Source organism: Phocaeicola dorei, assembly GCF_013009555.1.
Taxonomy (GTDB): domain Bacteria; phylum Bacteroidota; class Bacteroidia; order Bacteroidales; family Bacteroidaceae; genus Phocaeicola; species Phocaeicola dorei.
On the sequence record NZ_CP046176.1, the window covers coordinates 4,636,839 to 4,658,625 of the forward strand.

General features: G+C 38.7%; 12 protein-coding genes and 1 pseudogene. 6 read left to right on the forward strand and 7 right to left on the reverse strand.

Annotated elements, in window-relative coordinates:
- Positions 1 to 3 precede the first annotated feature (3 nt).
- Positions 4 to 1,959, forward strand: a complete 1,956-nt coding sequence (locus GKD17_RS18990; protein ID WP_007832961.1) for a SusD/RagB family nutrient-binding outer membrane lipoprotein — start codon at positions 4 to 6, stop codon at positions 1,957 to 1,959.
- A 511-nt stretch (positions 1,960 to 2,470) separates the two neighbouring features.
- On the opposite strand, the pseudogene GKD17_RS18995 reads toward GKD17_RS18990, so the two are convergent.
- Positions 2,471 to 3,013 (reverse strand): annotated as a pseudogene (locus GKD17_RS18995) (ATP-binding protein); the annotation flags it as partial.
- A 329-nt stretch (positions 3,014 to 3,342) separates the two neighbouring features.
- Here GKD17_RS18995 and GKD17_RS19000 point away from each other — a divergent pair.
- From GKD17_RS19000 to GKD17_RS19015, 4 genes are all read left to right on the forward strand, one after another.
- Complete coding sequence (locus tag GKD17_RS19000) at positions 3,343 to 6,753, forward strand: SusC/RagA family TonB-linked outer membrane protein (protein ID WP_170272839.1); 3,411 nt, start codon at positions 3,343 to 3,345, stop codon at positions 6,751 to 6,753.
- A 27-nt stretch (positions 6,754 to 6,780) separates the two neighbouring features.
- Entirely contained in the window at positions 6,781 to 8,667 is a 1,887-nt protein-coding gene (locus tag GKD17_RS19005; RefSeq protein ID WP_007832963.1) for a SusD/RagB family nutrient-binding outer membrane lipoprotein, read from the forward strand.
- A 466-nt stretch (positions 8,668 to 9,133) separates the two neighbouring features.
- The gene (locus GKD17_RS19010; RefSeq protein WP_008654582.1) at positions 9,134 to 12,289 is read left to right on the forward strand and encodes a SusC/RagA family TonB-linked outer membrane protein; all 3,156 of its coding nucleotides are present in this window, start codon (positions 9,134 to 9,136) and stop codon (positions 12,287 to 12,289) included.
- A gap of 21 nt (positions 12,290 to 12,310) precedes the next feature.
- Positions 12,311 to 14,281, forward strand: a complete 1,971-nt coding sequence (locus tag GKD17_RS19015) for a SusD/RagB family nutrient-binding outer membrane lipoprotein (RefSeq protein ID WP_005841087.1) — start codon at positions 12,311 to 12,313, stop codon at positions 14,279 to 14,281.
- A 311-nt stretch (positions 14,282 to 14,592) separates the two neighbouring features.
- On the opposite strand, the gene GKD17_RS19020 is transcribed toward GKD17_RS19015, so the two are convergent.
- From GKD17_RS19020 to GKD17_RS19030, 3 genes are all read right to left on the reverse strand, one after another.
- Positions 14,593 to 15,057 carry an amidohydrolase family protein gene (locus tag GKD17_RS19020; protein ID WP_005841085.1) on the reverse strand — a complete coding sequence of 155 codons (465 nt, stop codon included), beginning with the start codon at positions 15,055 to 15,057 and terminating at the stop codon, positions 14,593 to 14,595.
- 44 nt (positions 15,058 to 15,101) lie between these two features.
- Entirely contained in the window at positions 15,102 to 16,754 is a 1,653-nt protein-coding gene (locus GKD17_RS19025; protein WP_007832955.1) for an AMP-binding protein, read from the reverse strand.
- 84 nt (positions 16,755 to 16,838) lie between these two features.
- Entirely contained in the window at positions 16,839 to 17,393 is a 555-nt protein-coding gene (locus GKD17_RS19030) for a helix-turn-helix domain-containing protein (RefSeq protein ID WP_007832953.1), read from the reverse strand.
- Positions 17,394 to 17,639: 246 nt separating this feature from the next.
- Here GKD17_RS19030 and GKD17_RS19035 point away from each other — a divergent pair, with 246 nt between their 5' ends.
- Positions 17,640 to 18,131 (forward strand): pyridoxamine 5'-phosphate oxidase family protein, encoded by a 492-nt coding sequence (locus GKD17_RS19035; RefSeq protein WP_007832951.1) that lies wholly within the window; start codon positions 17,640 to 17,642, stop codon positions 18,129 to 18,131.
- A 260-nt stretch (positions 18,132 to 18,391) separates the two neighbouring features.
- Here GKD17_RS19035 and GKD17_RS19040 read toward each other — a convergent pair whose 3' ends face one another.
- Genes GKD17_RS19040 through GKD17_RS19050 form a run of 3 tightly spaced genes read right to left on the reverse strand, consistent with a single transcriptional unit; the run spans position 18,392 to position 21,765 of the window.
- Positions 18,392 to 18,808, reverse strand: a complete 417-nt coding sequence (locus tag GKD17_RS19040; protein ID WP_007832949.1) for a DUF1893 domain-containing protein — start codon at positions 18,806 to 18,808, stop codon at positions 18,392 to 18,394.
- Positions 18,809 to 18,820: 12 nt separating this feature from the next.
- Positions 18,821 to 20,347 (reverse strand): 4Fe-4S binding protein, encoded by a 1,527-nt coding sequence (locus GKD17_RS19045; protein WP_008654581.1) that lies wholly within the window; start codon positions 20,345 to 20,347, stop codon positions 18,821 to 18,823.
- A 35-nt stretch (positions 20,348 to 20,382) separates the two neighbouring features.
- Positions 20,383 to 21,765: an aldo/keto reductase gene (locus GKD17_RS19050; RefSeq protein ID WP_007832945.1), complete on the reverse strand. Its 1,383-nt coding sequence runs from the start codon at positions 21,763 to 21,765 to the stop codon at positions 20,383 to 20,385.
- Positions 21,766 to 21,787: the final 22 nt, after the last annotated feature.

Below are 21,787 nucleotides of genomic sequence, written 5' to 3' on the forward strand. Positions count from 1 at the left end.
ACAATGAAAAAAGTAAATAAATTATTATTCAGTCTGGTAATGGGTGCTGCTTTGATGGGAGGTGCCACATCATGTGATGACTTTGAGGAAATCAATTTTAGTCCCTCTGCAGCAGGCGAATCATATATTCATCCGGACTATGCACTGAATAAATCTTTTTATGAGGCGCAAATGGACCCGGATATTGCAGAACGTGTATTTGTGTATAACTGGGCTTCCATTACACGAATTATTGGTGATAACACTATGGGAGTAACCGCCCGTTATAGCAATGAGTATAACGACAGATTGTATAGTTATACCTCCAATTGGGTAAAATATGCCACCAATGCCATCAATATGGCAGATGTAAATCCGGGAACTTCCGAACATGAACAGGCTTTCTTTCCTAATGTAAAACAATTTGCTCGTATTTGGCGTGTTATGCTGATTGCAGATTTTGCTGATTCTTTTGGTCCATATGCTTTGGACGCTGCTCAAGGTGTCAATCCGACATTCAACAGCGTAGAAGATGTTTATGTATTCATGTTGACCGAATTAAAAGAAGCAGCCGCTGGAATTAACACGTCTGTAGAACCTACAGAAACAGAAGCTAAAGGAGATCCTGCTTTTGGATACAATGCTGCAAAATGGGTCAAATTGGCTCACAGCCTCCGCTTACGTTATGCCATGCGCCTGTCCGAAGTATCTACTTCAAAAATCGATGTCAAGGCTGAATTTGCGGATGCTGCATCCAAAAGTTTGTTGACTTCTGCAGATGATTTCTTTTCGTTTCCAGAGGCAGGCGGATGGTCTTGTTATGAAGGTGTAATGAATCGTCCTTGGAATGACCAATGTATTTCTTCTACTATGTGTAATCTGTTAACTGGTTTAGGAGATATTCCTGTAACCAGTTATCGTCCGGACTTGGCGCCTTACATCAAGCCTATGAATTATATTGGTGAACAATACGTAAATCATTATCCGGTAACTACTGATAATCCAACCAAACAATTGTGGATGGATGGTATTCCTGAACATCTTGATCCGCGTGCTTTGAAAGTATGGTGTTTAACGAATGATGAAAAAGCTGAAAATTTTCCAGATCAAGGTTCGCAAGGCGTTAAGAATCATGCAGAACATGCCATGCTGGATCCGACTGATCCTGAAAAAAAACTAGTAAAGATTGACGCTCAGTTCACATGGAATGGTTATCCGGCAGGTACTCGTTCCGCATGGAGTACTGAGACATTCAAATTCAATGATGTTTTAGGCAGTATGTATGATACTACTCCAATGCTGGGTAAACAATATCGTGATAACACCGCCAGACGTATCTGGATGTCACCATGGGAAACCTATTTTTTGTTGGCCGAAGGTGCTTTAAGAGGATGGACCAACTCCATCAGCGCTAAAGAAGCGTATGAAAACGGTGTACGTGCCAATTTCGAATACCTTGGCCTAAGTCAATATGTAAATCAATATCTGGCATCTACCAGCTATAACCGTGTAGGTACTTCAGTAAATTTTGATCATACCGTAGAACCGGTTTCTTTTGAAGCTGATTATGTGAATGGTTATACCAAGCAAGCTGGAAAAATGACTTATAATTATCCAGACGCCAGTAAGATTTTATACAAAGGTGGTGCTTTGAATGACCAACTAACCAAGATCATTACACAAAAGTATATTGCTAATGTGCCTTATGGAGTAGTTGAAATGTGGAATGACCGTCGTCGTTTAGGATTGCCTTTCTTTGAAATTCCAGCTAATGAAGGTACACTGACCGGTTCTGACATGGAGAAATATATTCAGGCTTCAGAATGGAAAAATGGTCAGAAATGGTATCATTATACACAACGTATGCGGTATCCGACAGCATTAGAAAACGCAGATAAAGAACAATACCAAAATGCATTGCAATTATTAGGTGCAGAAGACAATACAATGATGACGCCACTTTGGTGGGCTATCAAATAAGTTGATTCTGAAAAGATATTTCAGATAAAAATAGAAACTGAAAGTTTTTATAGATTGAAATTTTCTTAAAATAAATCCTCTTATTCTTTCCTATTATTAGTGGTAAGAATGAAGGGGATTTATTTCCTTTAAAACTAATTCCTTTTATCTGAATTCCAAATCGAAAAGCAAATTTAATTGATAATGGATAACATTGGGCAAAAAAATTATCTTATCTTTTTCTATTTGATTGAGAATTGATACAGTAGCTTCAGTATTTCTTTTGAATTTTTAAAATTGACATTGTTTATATCTACAAACTCTTTCACATTCTCTTGTTTGTTTTTAGGATAAAGATTAACTAATGTCTTTGCATTGCGAAAACTCTTCAACTTTCTTTTTACATAAGTATAGTAAATATTCTCCGTTACCATATTTATAGACCGAAAGGTCTAAATTCTGTTCACCATTAACACGTTGGAAGCGTGCATTGACATCAATTGCTTGAACACTGCCATGAGTAACTGTTCCCATACGATCTCAACAGGCCTTCCACTCCTTTCTCCGGATATTCCATTATTTGCTGGAATTCGTCAATGGCTATATAACATTCTACTCCCGATTGGTTTAGGTAGGTGAAAATCTCTTTCAAGGTTTCTTCTGAACGTTCCGGAATAAAGTCGAGTGTTACAGATGGCATTCCTGTAATTTCATTGGCGCTGATGACCGGACGGCAACTTTTAAAGAATGAGAATAGCGATTTTAAGGTACTCTGTGATAAGGTATCTAATTTCCCCAACACACTTCGTCCCAGTAGAGATACAAACTCCTGAAGATTCTGGGTTGAAAATATATCCAGATAAAAACAGGCGGCAGATTTATTTTCTTTTTGAATATAGTAAAATACATTCTTTATTAGTCCTGTCTTTCCCATACGGCGCGGACTGATTAATGTAATATTTCTGCCATTCTTTAATGCTGACATTAAAGAAGCTGTTTCTTTTTCGCGGTCACAGAAATAGTCGGGCCCTTGGTAACCGGTTATTAAAAATGGATTAGTAGAAATACTCTTCATTGCAGTTTTTATGTTACATAAAACATGTAACGCAAATAACGCAATAAAGTTTGGATTGAGCAAATATAAGAGTTGTATTTTTATTTTGCCCATTATATCATGTTCTGACTTGACATGGTTCATGGCAACAATTTAATATGGCAATTAGTAGAAAATAAGTAGAAATTTTAAAATCATTTCTTGTTTATACGCTCTATGACAAAGGTATATTCCAAAAGTGATGATATGTAAAAGTATTGATTATCAAGTCTATAGTTATAAGGACAGTTCTGAAGGAACTAATGAAACGGAATTACTTGATTTTCAATAAACTTTAAAAAATCACAGCTATGTTAAAACGACTAAAATCAGTCAGTATGTTGCTGTTCCTAATGGGTGCCTCTACCGGAGCAGCATACGCGGTCGCCAATCCCGGCGTTACCGATGTGAAAATCACACAACAAAGTGGTACATGTACAGGAGTTGTCAAGGATGCTACGGGTGAAACTGTCATTGGTGCGTCTGTTATAGTGAAAGGTACGACTAATGGTACTATTACCGGACTTGACGGTGACTTTTCTTTGTCAAATGTAAAAAAAGGAGATATCATTCAGATCTCTTTTGTGGGATATCAGACACAGGAAATTAAATGGACCGGACAGCCTATTGATGTAACTTTAAAAGATGACACGCAACAGTTAGGTGAAGTTGTGGTAACAGCTTTGGGATTGAAGCGTGAAGAAAAAGCTTTGGGATATGCAGTTACTGAAGTGAAGGGAGATGAATTAAAAGCTGCCAATACCATTTCTCCGGTAGCCGCATTGCAAGGTAAAGTAGCTGGTGTTGAAATCTCAGGCTCAGATGGTGGTTTATTTGGTGGTACCAAGATACAGATTCGTGGAGCTTCAACCTTAAGTTCCAACAACCAGCCTATCTATGTGGTGGATGGAGTGATTTTAGATAACGGTGTATCTGGTAATACGACAGCAGACTGGGATGCAGGTGCCAACAACGCCAGCGATTATGGTAATGAGTTGAAAAACTTAAATCCTGATGATTTTGAAACTGTATCAGTATTGAAAGGTGCGGCAGCAACAGCATTGTATGGTTCTCGTGGTTTGAATGGTGCGGTTGTAATTACTACCAAATCCGGTAAAGGTACGCAAGGACTGGGTATTAGCGTTTCTCAAACATTTGGTATTGACCATGCTTTCAAGACTCCGGATATTCAAACTTTATATGGTCCTGGATATATGCCGGGACAATCTGATGCCGACCAAAATGGAAGTATATGGGATGCACATCAGTTTACGGTAAATCAGAATGGAGAACATACATTAGTAGGGGTACCCAACTTTGGTTTTGGACCTAAATATGATGGCTCTCAAATCCGCAATTATGATGGTACATGGACTACCTATTCTCCACGTAAAAATAATATGCTGGATTTATATAAATTAGGGTTCAATACAAATACGAATGTTTCTATTCGCGGTGGTAATGAAAAAACATCATTTTATACATCTTTATCTTATAAAAATGCCAAATCAACAACAGAAAACAATACTTTTGAGCGTTACTCCATGTTGTTGAAAGCTAGCCATAAGTTGAACGATTGGGTGGACGTTGCCGCTTCTTTTAGCTTTGCCAACTCAAAACCGCGTAATGCACAACTGAATGCGGGTGAATTATTTGTCAATGCAAATACCAATGTGATTAACCCGCTATTTGATGTAGATTATTTCCGGAACAAATATTTAGGTGAGCATGGTGGTATCGCTAGTACCAGCTATGGTGACCAATATGGTTCGGTTCCTTCCAGCGCTAAAAATTATTTCTTCAAAGTAGATAATTATGATTATGTGCGGAAGGAAACTGTTATTCGTCCTACATTTGAAGTAAATGTAAAGATGACAGATTGGCTGAAATTTAAAGCAGACGCTAATATGAACCGTTATTATACTTCAATAGAAGATAAGCAATTAGGTTCCGGTTATGCAAACGAAGGAGGGTATTATGGTATTACGCAAGATATAAAAGAACAATTTACCGTAGGGGGAACTTTTACTGCCAGCAAGCAGATAAAAGATTTTTCACTCGGTGGATTCGCACGATTTGAGTATTACAACACCTCTTCCAAACATTCAAAAGTATCAACTGACGGAGGAATGGTGGTGCCTGGAGAATGGTTCGTGGAGAACTCAAAAAAGACTAAAAAGAGCGAAGCGACAATATCGGGTAGCAAAAGAATTATTTCTACCATTTTTGCTTTAAATTTAGGATGGAAGAATCAAGTCTATTTGGATGTTACAGGACGTAATGACTGGTCTTCTGCATTGGTATATGCCAATCGTACAGGTAATCACTCATACTTCTATCCTTCCGTATCAGGTTCATGGTTGATTAATGAAACTTTCCGTGAAAGTATGCCTTCATGGATTAACTTGGCAAAACTTCGTGCATCATGGGCACAAGTAGGTAATGATACAGACCCATATACAGTCAATCAGACGTATTCTTTTGCCACAATGGAAATGTATGACGGCAATATCTATACCAATGAATTGGACAAACTGATGAAGATTGCTGACCTTAAACCGGAACGTAAGAATTCATGGGAAATAGGTTTGGATTTCCGTACTTTTAATAATCGTTTGAATTTGGATTTCACTTATTATAAGGAAAATACCACAGACCAGATTATGAAAATCAATGTTCCTGCTATTTCCGGTGTTACCCAACAGTTGGTAAATGCTGGTAATATCCAAAACTCAGGTATTGAAATCGCATTAAATACCACTCCTATCAAAACTAAAGACTGGCAGTGGGATCTGGACTTCACTTATACACGAAACAGAAGTAAAATTGTATCCTTGCATCCTAATGTTGCCAACTATATTGAATTGTCCGGTTATGTAAACGCATACGACTATCATATCGGCTCTGTAGCAAAAGTCGGTGAGTCTTATGGTGTGTTGATGTCAGATGTCACTCAGGCACGTAATGAAAACGGTGTACCTTTGTTGGAGTGGGATGACAGTTGGAGAGGCGCATATAGAGCACAAAGCAAAACAGCGGAAGTAGTAGGTAACATGACACCGGATTTTCTGGGATCTGTAGCAACAACATTAACTTGGAAAGATTTAAGTTTGAATATTGGACTGGATATGCGTTTTGGAGGTTTGGTGGCATCTTACTGTAACTTATACGGAACTCAGGCCGGTTGGACGGAAAGCTCTTTGCAATACCGTGATCCGGAACATGGAGGTATGACTTGGACTAGTCAATATGCCGATTCTAAAGGTATTCAATATACTGATGGTATGATTCCGGAAGGTGTTTTTAAAGAAGGAACAATTGCGACCTTGGTGGATGGAACAAAAATGGATGTCAGCGGTCTGTCTTACGCACAGTTGGTACAGGAAGGAAAACTGGAGCCCACTCATGCCGGTTCATGGTATGGAAATAATTATGCATGGGGAGCACAGACAATTGATGACATTTGGGTACACAAGTTGAGTTATATCGCTTTGCGTAATATTACTGTAAATTATCGTTTGCCTAATAGCATCAGTCATAAATTGGGTGCAAAAGGGTTGAACCTATCATTCAGTGCACGTAATTTGGGATATCTGTATAATTCATTACCTAATAATCTAAATCCGGAATCTGTACGTTCTAATTCAGCTTCAGAGTTCCGTATTCGTGGTTTCGAACCTTATACAGCAAGTTACATATTTACAATTAATGCCAATTTCTAATTGTTAACTTTAAAAGAATTATCAACAATGAAATATAGAACTTTAGCAGCCGCACTGCTTTTAGGAAGTGTAATGTTCACTTCCTGTGTAGATGAATTTTCTGAATTAAATTCAGATCCGTCTACTATTACAAAGCCTGATATCCGTTTCCTGTTCACTAAATGTGAAGCTTCCTTCCAACCGGGAGATTATGCACAATGGTTTGGAGGATTTAATGACCTTTCTACCTGGTCGCAAACAACAGTTTCATCAGGAGGTAATACAACTCGTTCAAATCGTCCGACTGATGAAGCCAATGGTTGTGGTTATGAAGTAAACGAAGTGCTTCGTTATGCTAATGAGATTCGATATCAAATCAGCCTGTTGCCTGAAGAGGAAAAAGCGACTTATGAATACATCCAATATCTTTGTAATCCTTTGTTGGTTTACTTAAGTATCCAAGATGCTGACCTATATGGATCACGTCAATATACAGAAGCAGAACAAGCCAGATATACCAATCCTCCTTTGTTATTGCCTAAATATGACACTCAAGAGGAACTTTTGGAAGTATGGCTGAAAGAACTGGACCAGACTATTAATTATCTGAGCAGTAATGAAATCAAAGATGTTTTGAATAATCAGGACTTTATTTATAAAGGTGATTTGAAAAAATGGGGCAAACTGGCCAATTCTTTGAAATTGAAAATTGCAGCCCGTTTGATAAACAAAGATCGGAACCGCGCTTTTGAAATAGTAAAACAGGTAGCAGAAAGTCCTGTTGGCTTAATTGCTACTACGGATGATGATTTTGTATATAACAAGGGTAAGTTCGATAACAATTGGAATAATGATTTTTCTGTAGGAGTAGGTACGCAACATCTTATAGACTTTTTAGTAAACAACAAAGATCCGCGTTTGCTTTATTTCTTCCAAAAGAATGACTACAATTCTAATGTTGTACAGGCTTATTTTGATCAAAAAAGAGAAATGCCGGATTTTGTAGAGAAGAATGTAATTTCTGAGGTTAAAGACGGAAAGAAAGTCTTTAAAGAATGGGGGGGGCCAGGTGAACCTTGGGTACGTTATTATGGTCTTCCTGTGGAAATAGGTGCAGGGCAGATGGACAAATACGAGGATTATTTTGATCCCACAGGACAATTGTTTGTCTTGTACTCGGCAGCTGGTGCCAAGAAAAGCTATTATCCGTGTACTTACCGGAATCAAGAAATGGTAAAAGGTCTGTTGACATATACTTATCCGGATGCCCCGGATGTTACTCCGGTTCAAGACACTCAACAATATGGTTGGTATGGACTGTATTTTTCGGCAGCGGAAACCAATTTCTTCTTGGCTGAATTCACCCTGTTGGGAGCCACTTGGAATGGACAAAAAAGTGCCCAAGAGTATTTTACAGATGGTATCACTGCTTCAGTAAAAGGATATGATTATGTTGCCAGTCAGAATCATATACCTTATTATGACAGTCCCTACGTAAATGATCCTCATGATGTATCTATTAAGCTGCAAGATGAATGGCTGACAGAACTGCTTAAGAAAGAGGCTTATATTTTAAGTGGAGATAAAGTTTCTGATCTGGAGAAAGTGTATATCCAAGAATATCTCCATTATTTTAATGCACCGATTGATCAATATGTTAACATTATGCGTTCTGGTGTTCCTATGAAAAATAGTTCCCTTTTACCGCGTAAGGAATTTGACGAACAATTGGGTGATTCCTATCCTATCCCTAGAAGATTTGCTGTTACGGAGCCTTTGGAATCAGATCAGTTACATGACATAACTATCGCTGCATATAAAGCACAAGGTTATACATATCAAGGTACAAATGCAAAGAATCCACAGGTTTTGCATGACGAACGTGTATGGATGGATAAAGAAAATCCTGATTTTGGTAACGGACCGAAGAACTGAAAATAAAATTAAAGAATAGCAGTTCCCCTTGTTTTTCCTGTAAGAACAAGGGGATTGTTTTATTTTGACCCTCAGGACTATACATAGAATTATTTTGCAAATATTATTTATATGCAAGTAGAGAATTGATTCTTCTTGAAAAAGATAAGGACCTTTTAAAACAATGAACCGATGCTATTTTCATTTGTAAGATGAAAAACTTTCCCAATCAATTATTGGAAGTTCTTATTCTTTTACGGAATATAATACTCCCTTATTTGTTTGTACAAAGTAGTGATTTCGGTAGAAAATAGATAGAAAATTGTATTTAAAAGCCCTTCTATAGACTTTTAAATACAATTTTTCTTTTTGAGATACAAAAATAAAATACACTGATATTCAGATATATAGCTGTAAGAGTAGTTCTGAAGGAACTAATGAAGATGTAATTATCTGATTTTCAATAAATATTAAAAAAATCACAGCTATGTTAAAACGACTAAAATCAGTCAGTATGTTGCTGTTCCTAATGGGTGCCTCTACCGGAGCAGCATACGCGGTCGCCAATCCTGGCGTTGCCGGTGTGAAAATCACACAACAAAATGGAGCTTGTACAGGAGTTGTAGTAGACGCTACAGGTGAAACTGTCATTGGTGCGTCTGTTATAGTGAAAGGTACGACTAATGGTACGATAACCGGACTTGATGGCGACTTCTCTTTATCCAATGTGAAAAAAGGGGATATCATTCAAATTTCATTTGTAGGTTATCAAACAGTAGAGATTCCTTGGAATGGACAACCCATGAATGTAACTTTACAAGATGACACACAAACATTGGGCGAAGTTGTAGTGACTGCTCTTGGTATCAAACGTGAGAAAAAAGCGCTAGGTTATGCCATGCAGGAGGTAAAGGGTGACGCGTTACTTGAAGCTCGTGAAACGAACCTCGCAAATGCTTTGACAGGTAAAGTTTCAGGTGTCCAGATTATTCGTTCAAGCAATGGTCCTGGTGGCTCTTCCAAAATCCAGCTTCGTGGTGCGAATTCTGTAACAGGTTTGAACCAGCCGTTAATTGTTGTCGATGGTGTGCCAATGGATAACTTTACAGGAGCAAGTAATAATGATATTGATAACCCGACATTGGATATGGGTAATGGACTTTCAGATATTAATGCTGAAGATATTGAGTCCATGTCTGTGTTGAAAGGTGCGTCAGCTGCTGCACTTTATGGTTCTCGTGCCGGTAATGGTGTTATTTTGATTACAACTAAAAAAGGAACAAAGCGTGAAGGTTTGGGTATCACCATCTCAGGTTCAGTTTCTGCTGAGACAACATTTATGCTCCCTAAACGCCAAAAGACCTTTGGACAAGGTGAGAATGGTGTGTTCGATTCAACTAACGGCTATAGCTGGGGACCTGAAGTAACAGGGCAAAGCTATACAAAATGGGATGGTACAACTGCAAATATGCAAATCTTTGATAACGTAAAAAATTTCTTTGATACAGGTGTGAACTTATCAGAAAGCATATCATTCCAGCAGCAATATGATAAAACATCCATTTACACCTCATTGAATCGTATGGATGACTCCAGCATGATACCGGGCGCTAACTTAAGCCGTACAAACTTAACTTTGCGTGCATCTTCTACTTTTGGTAAAGATGATCGTTGGAGCATCGATGCAAAAGTACAATACATCAATACCCTCGCAGAAAACCGTCCTATCAGTGGTGCACGTGGGAATAATGCATTTTATACTATTTTCAATATGCCTACGACTATTGACATCCGTGACTTTTCCAGCCCTGTCAAAGACGAATATGGCGAAATGATCTGGTGGAGTAAAGGGGGAATCAACCCTTACTGGTCCAAAGATTATAATCCAAATAAAGATAGCCGTAATCGTTTCTTGATGAACGGATCATTGAAGTACAAATTCACAGATTGGCTGGATGCTGAAATCAAAGCCGGTAGTGATATGTATTTCACTGAGGGTGAAGAGAAATTGTATGCAGGAAGTCCTACTAATAATAAGAACAGCCGTTATAGCACTAGCGAGAAAAAGTTCTTCGAAAATAATTTCAGCTTTTTGATCAGTGGCCATAAAGATGAATTGTTTGGAAAATTTGGTGGCAATTTCTCTTTTGGTGGTAACTTAATGGAAAGAAAATCTACAGGTTTGGACAATGCTATGGGAAAATTGACTGCGCCCGATTTATTCTCTCTAGCCAATGGTGACAAAAAAGATTTGTCAATAACCGAAACCTATATTCATAAAAAAATCAATTCTTTGTATGGAACTCTTGGAATCAACTATAATGGTTGGGCATTCTTGGATGCAACTTTCCGTAATGACTGGTCATCAGCTTTGAATAAAGAAAACCGTTCATTCTTCTATCCGTCTGTTTCATTGTCATGGGTGATCAGTGATATGGTGGGTAAAGTCGGCAAAGGTATGCCCGAATGGTTTACTTATGCTAAAGCACGTGCATCTTTCGCACAAGTAGGTAACGATATGGATGCATATCAGTTATATAATACATATAGTATTGGTTCAGACCCTAATGGCAATACAACTGCCGGACAAGGAAAAACTAAATACGATGCAGATGTACGCAGTGAGTTGATTACTTCTTGGGAAGCCGGTGCTGAATTGAAATTCTTCAATAACCGTTTAGGAGTTGATTTTGCATGGTACAAGACAAACGCAAAACGCCAGTTAATGAATATTCCTTTAAATAACCTTTCCGGTTATGATAACATGAAAGTAAATGCAGGTAACATTCAAAATACCGGTATCGAAATCATGTTGAATGCACGCCCTATCGAAACAACTCAATTTAGTTGGGATACTCAATTGAACTTCTCTCAGAACAAGAGTAAGATTATTGAATTATTGCCGGGAAAACCAGGTATGCAGTATGCTTTAGGAGGTTCTGACGCATTGCAGGTCTATGCAGTTGCGGGAGGTGCTTATGGTGAAATCTGGGGTACCAAATATCAACGAGTAGAAGAAGGAGAATTTAAAGGACAATTATTACTCAATGAATCAGGACTGCCACAGGCCACTAGTGACAAGCATAAGATTGGTGAACAACAGCCTGACTTCTTATTAGGATGGACAAATACATTTAATTATAAAAACTTCACACTTAGTTTCCTGATTGACGGACGTTTTGGTGGTGATATTTTCTCATTCACCAATATGAACTTGCAACGTAGTGGTATTTCTGAATGTACTGCTCCTGGCGGTAAACGTGAGGATATCGTTGTAGCGGGAGTTATCAAAGATGGTAATGGTTATAAGGTAAATGATCAAAGTGTTTCTTTAGAACGTTATTATAAAGCTTTGGCTACAGGCCGCGCCGGTATTTCGGAAGCTTATATTTATGATGCTACCAACATCCGTTTGCGTAACATCGCCTTGAGTTATCGTTTCCCGTCATCTATGTTGAAAAAGACTCCGTTCCAACAGGTTAAGCTTGGTTTCACTGTGAATAATGTATGGATGATTTCAAGCCATTTGGATGGTATTGATCCGGAATCAGTATATGCTACAAGCACTAATGCAACAGGTTTGGAGAACTCGTCAGCTCCGACATCACGTTCTTACCTGTTTAATGTGACTCTTGGTTTCTAATCATAAAAAAGAAAAAGAACAATGAAAACAATGAATAAATTATTTTTGGGGCTTGGCTTTTGCGCCGGATTAGTTTCCTGCTCTGACTTTGATGAAGTCAATACCAATCCCACAGCTGCCGGTGAGGAATATGTAAAACCTCAATATGCATTGAATAATTCTATAGGACAGGCACAGATGAATCCCGGTACTGCAGAACGTATAGTAGTCTATAATTGGGCTAGTGCTGCCAGAATTTGTGGAGAAATGAGTTTTCTGAACGTAGGCCGCTATAGTGATGATTATACATCTGCTTATTATTATCCTGATCTCAGCGCCAGTATTAAAAATGCGACGTTGGCTATTACAGCAGTAGAGAACCAACTCGAAGCGGCCACTACCACTGCACATGAAAAAGAATTTTTCCCGAACGTAAAGCAGTTTGCCCGTATTTGGCGTGCCTATCTTATCAGTGAGTTTGTCGATAATTTCGGACCTTATCCTATTGAAAGTTTCCTAGGGGAAAATCCTGTTTTCAACTCAGAGAAAGATGATTATGAATTCATTTTAAAGGAGTTGAAAGAAGCCGCAGCAGCTATCAACACCTCTGTCCTACCTGTTGAGGCAGAAGGTAAATGCGACCCGTTTGACAATGTAAAATATGATCCTGTGAAGTGGCAGAAATATGCAAATTCACTCCGTATGCGTCTGGCTATGCGTTTATCAAACATCGACAAGGCAACTGCGCAGACCGAATTTGAGGATGCGGCTAAAGGTAACAAGATTTTAACGGCTGATGAGATGTTTGCAGTAAAAGAAAATGATGGATGGGATGTCTTTTCCGGAGTATATACCCGTTCATTTGACGATCAGGTTCTTTCCTCAACAGTTGCTAATCTTCTGACCAATTTAGGTGGTATTAAAGTAACAGAACAACGTTCCGATTTGGCTAGTTATGTTAAACCAGCTAATTATTTAGGTATTAAATATGACAGACATTATGTTGCTAATACAGATAATCCTACTAAACAATATTGGCTGGATGGTATGCCGGAAAATCTTGATCCGCGTGCATTAAAGATATTCTGTTTACCTGATGATGAAAATGCTGAGAACTACATAGATAAATATAATGATAGAACAGCTAAAGATTTCGTTCTTTACACAGTAGACGAAAACGGGAATCCGATTCCTAATAAGGATAATCCTGGGGAAATAAAGATTGATGCAACTCGTTGTTGGAATGGTTATCCCGCTGGTTCGCGCGGTGGATGGTCGCCAACCTTGGCTTATAACCAACTAGTGACAAATGGATATGGCCCCGGCTGTACTCTTCCAATGTTGGGTAAAGACTATTGTCAGGGCAAATCTCGCATATTCTTTGCAGCATGGGAAACTTATTTCTTGTTAGCAGAAGCTTCATTGTATGGTTGGAACACTGGAACAACAGCAAAAGAAGCCTATGAGAACGGTATTAAAGCTAGTTTTGAATACTTTGGTGTTAGCGAATATGTGAATGATTATCTGAATTCCACCAACTACAATCGTGTAGGTACTTCAGTCAAATTTGATCATACCACTGAACCGACTGCTGAACAAATGACTTATGTGGATGGATACAGCAAAGAACAGAAAACTGTTACTTATGAATATCCTACAGCTTCTAAAACTTTATATGGAAAAGCATTGAATGACCACTTGACTAAAATTATCACTCAAAAATTCATTGCACAAACTCCGTATTTGGTATTGGAAATGTGGTCGGATTTCCGCCGTTTGGGATTACCATTCTTTGAGATTCCTGCAAACGAAAGTTCAATGACTGGTTCAGACATGGTTAATGCTTGGAATCCTAATTCTTGGAAAGACGGACAGAAGTGGGAATTTTATCCACAACGTATGCGATATCCTTCCAGTCTGGAGAATGCAGATCCCGAAGGCTATAAACAAGCTGTAGAGTTGTTAGGAGGCTCAGATAATATCATCACTCCTTTATGGTGGACCGGACGTTAATGTCTTAACCTAGGACATTCATAGAATAATATAAGTTAGCCAGCTAATTCATACTTAAAGTATTGCGAATTAGTTGGCTAACTTATATTCTATGAGTGTCCCTTATTATGCCCAAAATCATTTGATTTTCTGATGCCGGCAAAGCATATTACACATGGATCATAGAGTCCTTTAACATTCATAACTACACAAAAAAGAAGGACTACCTTCTCACGAAGACAGCCCTTTCATTTGCTATTAATAATCTAGTAATTTTCTGGTAAATTTTGAACGCTCTCTTATCTAAGAAACAAGCATTAACGCTCTTTTGTTTATTCCTCCATTATAAAACTTTTCAGTATTTTTTCGGCAATATTTTCATTTTCCTTGCTATAGATAATAGATATATAAAATCCACTACCTGCCGTCTTAGTCATCAAACAAGCATAAAGGCAATGATCTGTTTCGCAGCTCCCTCTTAAATAAGTACCGAAAAACTGTGGTAACTCAAACTCCTGCACTGCCGACTGGTCTTTCACCCCGTCATCATTGGCATAGTCTTTTAATACACTTTTCAAGTCACTTTTTGTCATACCATCCGAATCCAAAGACTGAATGGTGATATAAAACTTGGAATTGTTCAGAAGAAAAGTCTCCTCTGTATCCTCCTCCACCAAAATCCCTTTTGGAGCCTCAAAAGTCAGACCATAGGCTGTCCATGTAATAGGAACCAAAGCTTGCGCACTTACTGATAGCCAAGCCAGACTTAAAAACACAAGAAGTAAAACCTTTTTCATTTTTAATTATTTTACCAATAAAACTCCGATCAGTCCACAACTGATTATTTATCCTTTTCACGGATTTCCACGCGACGAATCTTTCCACTGATGGTCTTTGGAAGTTCTTCTACAAACTCTATGACACGTGGGTACTTGTACGGAGCAGTCACACGCTTCACATGATCTTGTAACTCCTTTACCAACTCAGGTCCTTCCTTACCCTTAAAAGTTTTAGAAAGGACAATCGTCGCCTTTACCACCTGACCACGGATTTCATCAGGCACACCGGTAATGGCACATTCCACAACAGCCGGATGAGTCATCAAAGCACTTTCCACCTCGAACGGGCCTATACGATAACCCGAACTCTTGATCACATCATCAGCACGACCTACAAACCAAAAATAACCATCCTCATCACGCCAAGCCACATCACCTGTATAATAAATACCATCATGCCAAGCATCTTCCGTTAATTCCGAAGCACGATAATATTCTTTGAACAATCCCAATGGTTTACCCCTATCTGTACGAATAACAATCTGACCTTGTTCTCCATCTTCAGCAGAACGCCCGTCGTGGGTCAACAAATCTATATCATATTGAGGATTAGGTACCCCCATACTTCCAGGTTTAGGCTCCATCCAGGGAAAAGTACCTAAAGTCAACGTGGTTTCCGTTTGTCCAAAACCTTCCATCAGACGAATACCTGTGATTTTCTTGAACGTTTCATATACAGAATAGTTCAAAGCCTCTCCCGCCGTAGTACAGTATTCCAAAGAAGAAAGATCATATTTACTAATGTCCTCCTTAATTAAAAAACGATAAATAGTGGGAGGAGCACATAAAGAAGTGATATGATAATCCTGAATCTTTCCAAGAATATCTGCCGGTGTAAATTTCTCATGATCATACACAAAAATATTGGCTCCTGCTATCATCTGTCCATAAAGTTTTCCCCAAACAGCTTTCCCCCAACCTGTATCGGCAATGGTAAGATGAAGACTGTCACGATGCAAATTATGCCAGAAACTGGCAGTTACAATATGTCCCAAAGGATATGTAAAATCATGTGCCACCATCTTAGGTTCTCCTGTAGTACCCGAAGTGAAATACATCAATGAAGTATCTTCATTCGTATTAGGATGTTCCGGTTTAACAAAAGGAGTAGCCTTCTCAATACCTTTATGAAAATCTTCAAAACCCTCCGGAATATCCGGTCCTACACTGACCAACTTTTTTACTGAAGGACAATCGGGCATGGCATCTATAATATGCTTTGTTATCACATCTTCTCCTGCAGCTACAATCATCTTGATATCAGCAGCATTACAACGATACACGATATCCTTTTTCGTCAACAGATGAGTCGCAGGAATAACCACAGCTCCTAATTTATGCAAGGCAATAATAGAGTACCAGAACTCATAACGACGCTTTAAAATAAGCATCACCATATCGCCATGACCAATACCAAGGCTCTGAAAATAAGAAGCAGTCATATCCGTATACTTTTTCAAGTCAGCATAAGTATATTGTATATGCTCCCCTTTATCATTAGTCCATAACAATGCTTTCTTATCGGGTTCTTCGGCAGCCCAAGCATCTACTATATCATAACCAAAATTAAAATTTTCAGGGATTTTAATCTTTAAATTCTTTATAAAGTCCTCTTGTGAGGTAAATGTGGTCTGTTCTAAGAATTTTTCTACCATAATCTTATTCAATTAAAAATTGAGAACTAAAAATTAGAAATATTATGCGGTCAATGACAACACAGTCTTTTTAATCTCAATTTATTATAATATTACTGCCAAGAATTTCACAGTCTTATCGTCCAATGCCAACATACCATGTGGAATAGAAGAATCAAAATAAAGACTGTCACCTGGATTCAAGATCAATTCTTTTCCATTTATATTAAGTAACATTCTTCCTTCAATAACCAAATTGAATTCTTGTCCCTCATGTGAGTTAAAATGAATCGGAGTATTTTCCGGTTTCGGTTCTACAGTTACAATAAAAGGATCAGCCTTACGCCCACGAAAACCGGAAGCCAATGACTGATATTTATACGCCTTGGTACGCTCTACCGACACTCCTGAACCACAACGAGTCAGAAAATAAGAACTCATCTTAGGTTCTTCACCAAACATTAATACATCCAATGCAATACCGTATTTACGGGCTATTTTCTGTAAAGCACTGACAGAAATATCTTTCTCCCCGCTTTCCATACCCAAATACTCTTCCACTGAAAGCTGGCAACTTTTAGCCACTTCATCAGGAGTCAGTTCCAGAACGTCTCTTAATCCCTGGAGACGCTCAGCTATTTGTTTTATCTGGTCACTCATAATCTTATTGTTTTATGCCTCAAAGATAATGAAGATTTGAGAATTCCTAGCAAAGTTTCATTAAGTTTCGAAGAAAACTATCTAACAGACAATAAAACTGCACAAACACGCTTACAATGAGCACAAACAAACCTTTTACAGAAAGTGATCATTCAAATACTTTCATTTGAAACTATAAAATAATCTTTGTCCCATAACCTTTCTTATAACCATATTTATACTTACTTTGCAGAAAAATGAAATAGAATGAATTATACGAATGAACAAATCAGACGCCAAGACCGTCTGTTAGAAAAAGAAAAAGCTATCAGCTTATTGAAAAACGGAGAATACGGAGTTTTGTCCATGCAAGATGAAGAAAACGGCGCTTATGGAGTTCCTATCAATTATGTATGGAACAAGAAAAATTCCATTTACATTCACTGTGCTCCCGAAGGACGAAAATTACATTGTATCAAACGCTGCAACACCGTTTCTTTCTGTATTATAGGAAAGACTCATATCATATCCAATCAATTCACAACTGAATATGAGAGCATTATATTGAAATGTCGGGCATACATTGGCTTAAATGAAGAAGAACGAATAAACGCTTTACATTTATTAATAGAAAAATACTCTCCAAACGACAAAGTAATTGGTAACCAATATGCCCAAAAATCTTTTCACAGAACAGAAATTATCCGACTAGATATAGAAGAGGCAAGCGGAAAATGCAAACATATACCTATGAAATAAGTATTAAAAGTTCATTGAACTATTCCTCTAATATTCTCAACTATTATTCCCCCGATAAAAGAGAGTTAAAAGGAGATAATTGAGAAAGACGAAAAGAAACACGATACAACTTTTATAAAGGATCATTGAGAAAATTACATGCTATAAAAACATTATTCCGGCAAAACAATATTACCGGAATAAATTTTCTTTATGTTATCCTTTTTCAGATTAGGTATTTGGAAAAGCAACCATCTTAACAACCATAAAAGTTGTACACATTATAAATTATTTCTCATTCTTTCTACAAAATCATGAATAATGGAATACAAAATCTCCAAAGAATTCTCCTCATAACAAAGAGTTTCCAAAGGACACCAACCTGTCCGGTCCCTATTCTGAATACGAGGAACTACCTGCATACAATCTAGCTTTATATTCGCACGCCGCAATAAAACCAATGCAGGTTCACTGATAATATCTGTATAAACTTCCTGTACTCTACCTAATACCATCAAAACAGCAGCAGCTTTTCCTATCACCTTGTCAGCAATCTGAGCCCCACGCAGAAAAGCCGGATCCGTATTCAACAAATCATACAAATCAGTTATTCCACGCTGTGTAAAAGTGCTGATTTCCTTATTCTTTATTACACAAGAATAATTACCTTCATGCAACAGTTTGATTAATTTATCCATTTTTTATTTCATTCAAATAACACGATGCATTTCGTGTCCTTCCACATAAATGGCACTGAACGGACGTGCCGGACAAAGATTTTCACAAGCGCCACAACCGATGCAACGTTCTGTATTCACAACCGGTATTTTAGGTGAACTTTCATCATTCTCATCTTTAGGTATCATTTGAATAGCACCAGTAGGACAATGACGAGCACAATTTCCACAACTTACCTTATCCGTATTCACTATACAATTTTGAGCAATCCACACGGCATGCCCTATTTGAATAGCCGACTTTTCAGCCAAACTAGTCAAATGAATGGCATCAGTAGGACATACTTCTGCACATTTCGCACATTCGGGGCGACAATATCCACGTTCATAGGACATCTCAGGCTGCATCAACCGCTTCAGATCACCCGATGGACGCAATATCTGATTAGGGCACACCGACACACAAAGCTGACAAGCCGTACAATGCTGTGCAAAATGACGAAGACCTCTCGCTCCTGCAGGAACAATAGAAGTGGCACGTTTAGGATTCTTTTTATCAATAAGAGGCGCCAATCCTCCATCCACTTTCTTTTCCTGCGCTTTCATTACGGCACTTGTAGCAAGTAAAGCAGAAACCGTAAAAAAATTTCGCCGCGACGTATTCACCTTTTCTGAATTTGAAGACGATTGAGAAGCTGACTGACCTGTTTCTTCTCTTCTCAAAACCTGCTTTTTCTGAATTATTGCTCCAGATACATACTTTATCGCATCCTGACGACATTTACCTAAACAATCCATACAAGCAACACAACGGGAATAATCAATCTCATGTGCTTTGGGATTAATGCAGGAAGACTTGCAATTACGAGCACAAAGTCCGCAACCATTACATTTAGACGTATCAATAACCGGTTTAAAATAAGAATATCTAGATAAGAGTCCCAATACTGTACCCACCGGACAAATGGTATTGCAATAAGTTCTTCCTCCACGCCATGCCAAAATAAAAAGCACTATCACAGTACCCACTGCAACTACAAAAGTAGAAAGACCTTTCATCCAAACATCTACCGAATAAAAAGCATAACTGTCTACACGCTCCGCCCACAGGGCAAGTACATTGTTCCCCCACTGATACAAAGGTGTCAGCAGGTTAGAAATGATACGGCCGTATGCACTGTAAGGAGCAATCAATGCCGTCAATGAAACTACCCCTGCTACCAAAGCGACGATAAACACCGCCAATACCCCATAGCGCAACCACGACAAAGCAGGCGAGTAGTGGAAACGATTCTTCTTTACCCTTCCCGAAACCCAGGAAATAATATCTTGAAACACACCTAACGGGCAGACAACCGAACAATAGACACGCCCCAAAAGCAACGTCAACAAAACAAGGGCTATCATCACCCCCACATTCAGTGCCAGCACGGCAGGAAGAAACTGTATTTTCGCCATCCAGCCAAACCAACTATGCACAGTTCCTGTAAAATCCAGAAACAGCAACGTGATCATTGTAAAGAACAAAAGGGCGGCGACGAGTCTTATTTTACGTAACATAAGCATTCGTTATTTTATCATGTTTATCCATTCCATTATAAAGTCTCTTGTTTCAACTGCTCCACATATGCGTCTATACGATGCAGTTCTTTGGGAATATCAATACTTTGAGGGCAATGCGGGTTACACTGGTTACATCCGGTACAATGACTTGCCTGCCGCAGTTTGGGCACACTACGGTCATAACCTATCAGGAAAGCACGCCGTGCACGGCGGTAATTCTCATCCTGACTGCTTTTAGGCACATTTCCTTCGTTGACACATTTATTATAATGCACCAGAATCGCCGGAATATCCAAGCCGTAAGGACAGGGCATACAATATTTGCAGTCATTGCAAGGAATCGTAGGGAACTTCAGCATCAATTGGGCTGTTTCTTCCAAGAACTCTTTTTCCTCCTCATTCAAAGGTTCTAAGGGAGAATAAGTCCGAAGGTTATCCTGCAAATGTTCCATATAAGTCATTCCACTCAGCACACACAACACATTGGGATACGTACCGGCAAAACGGAATGCCCACGATGCCACACTGTTCTCCGGACGACGCTGCTTCAAGCGCGCCACCAGATGGTCGTTCAGTTTAGACAAACGTCCTCCTAACAGAGGCTCCATAATCACAGCCGGAATTCCACGCTTGGCCAACTCTCCATACAAATATTCCGCATTAACATTTCGACCCGAAGCATGGCGCCAATCTACATAGTTCATCTGAATTTGCACAAAATCCCATTTCACATCCAGCGACAGCAAATAATCAAACACTTCCACCGATCCGTGAAATGACCATCCCAAATTACGAATACGGCCTTCTTCACGCTCTTTTAGTAAAAAGTCAAGAACTCCATTGTCAATATAACGGTCATGGAAAGTTTTGATCCCTTCCCCTCCACCTACAGAATGAAGCAAATAATAATCCAGATAATCCGTCTGCAATTCTTTCATCGACTGATGGTACATCTTGATGGAATTCTCACGAGTATAATTTTGAAAATTAGACATCTTTGTCGCAATCAACAGTCTTTCACGAGGATGACGTTTCAAAGCCACACCAGTGGCCCTTTCAGAAAATCCCTGGCAATAAACAGGAGATGTATCGAAATAATTCACTCCGTGAGCGATAGCATAATCCACCAGCTCATTCACCGCATCCTGGTCTATCACATTTCCATCACTGTCCGGCGCTGGTTTCAACGGCCAGCGCATACATCCATATCCTAAAAGTGAAACATGTTCTCCCTTTGGAGAAGTACGATAAGTCATTTTATCAACAGGCACTTCGCCTAAAATAGAAGCCTCAGACGCATTCGACTTCTCGCCGGATGCACAACCATACATTGCCACCGTAGATGCAACTGTACTAACACCCACAATTTTTAGAAATTCTCTACGGTTCATTTCCTTTTTGTCTCTTTTGTCCATAGTCTTTTACTTAACCTTCCTT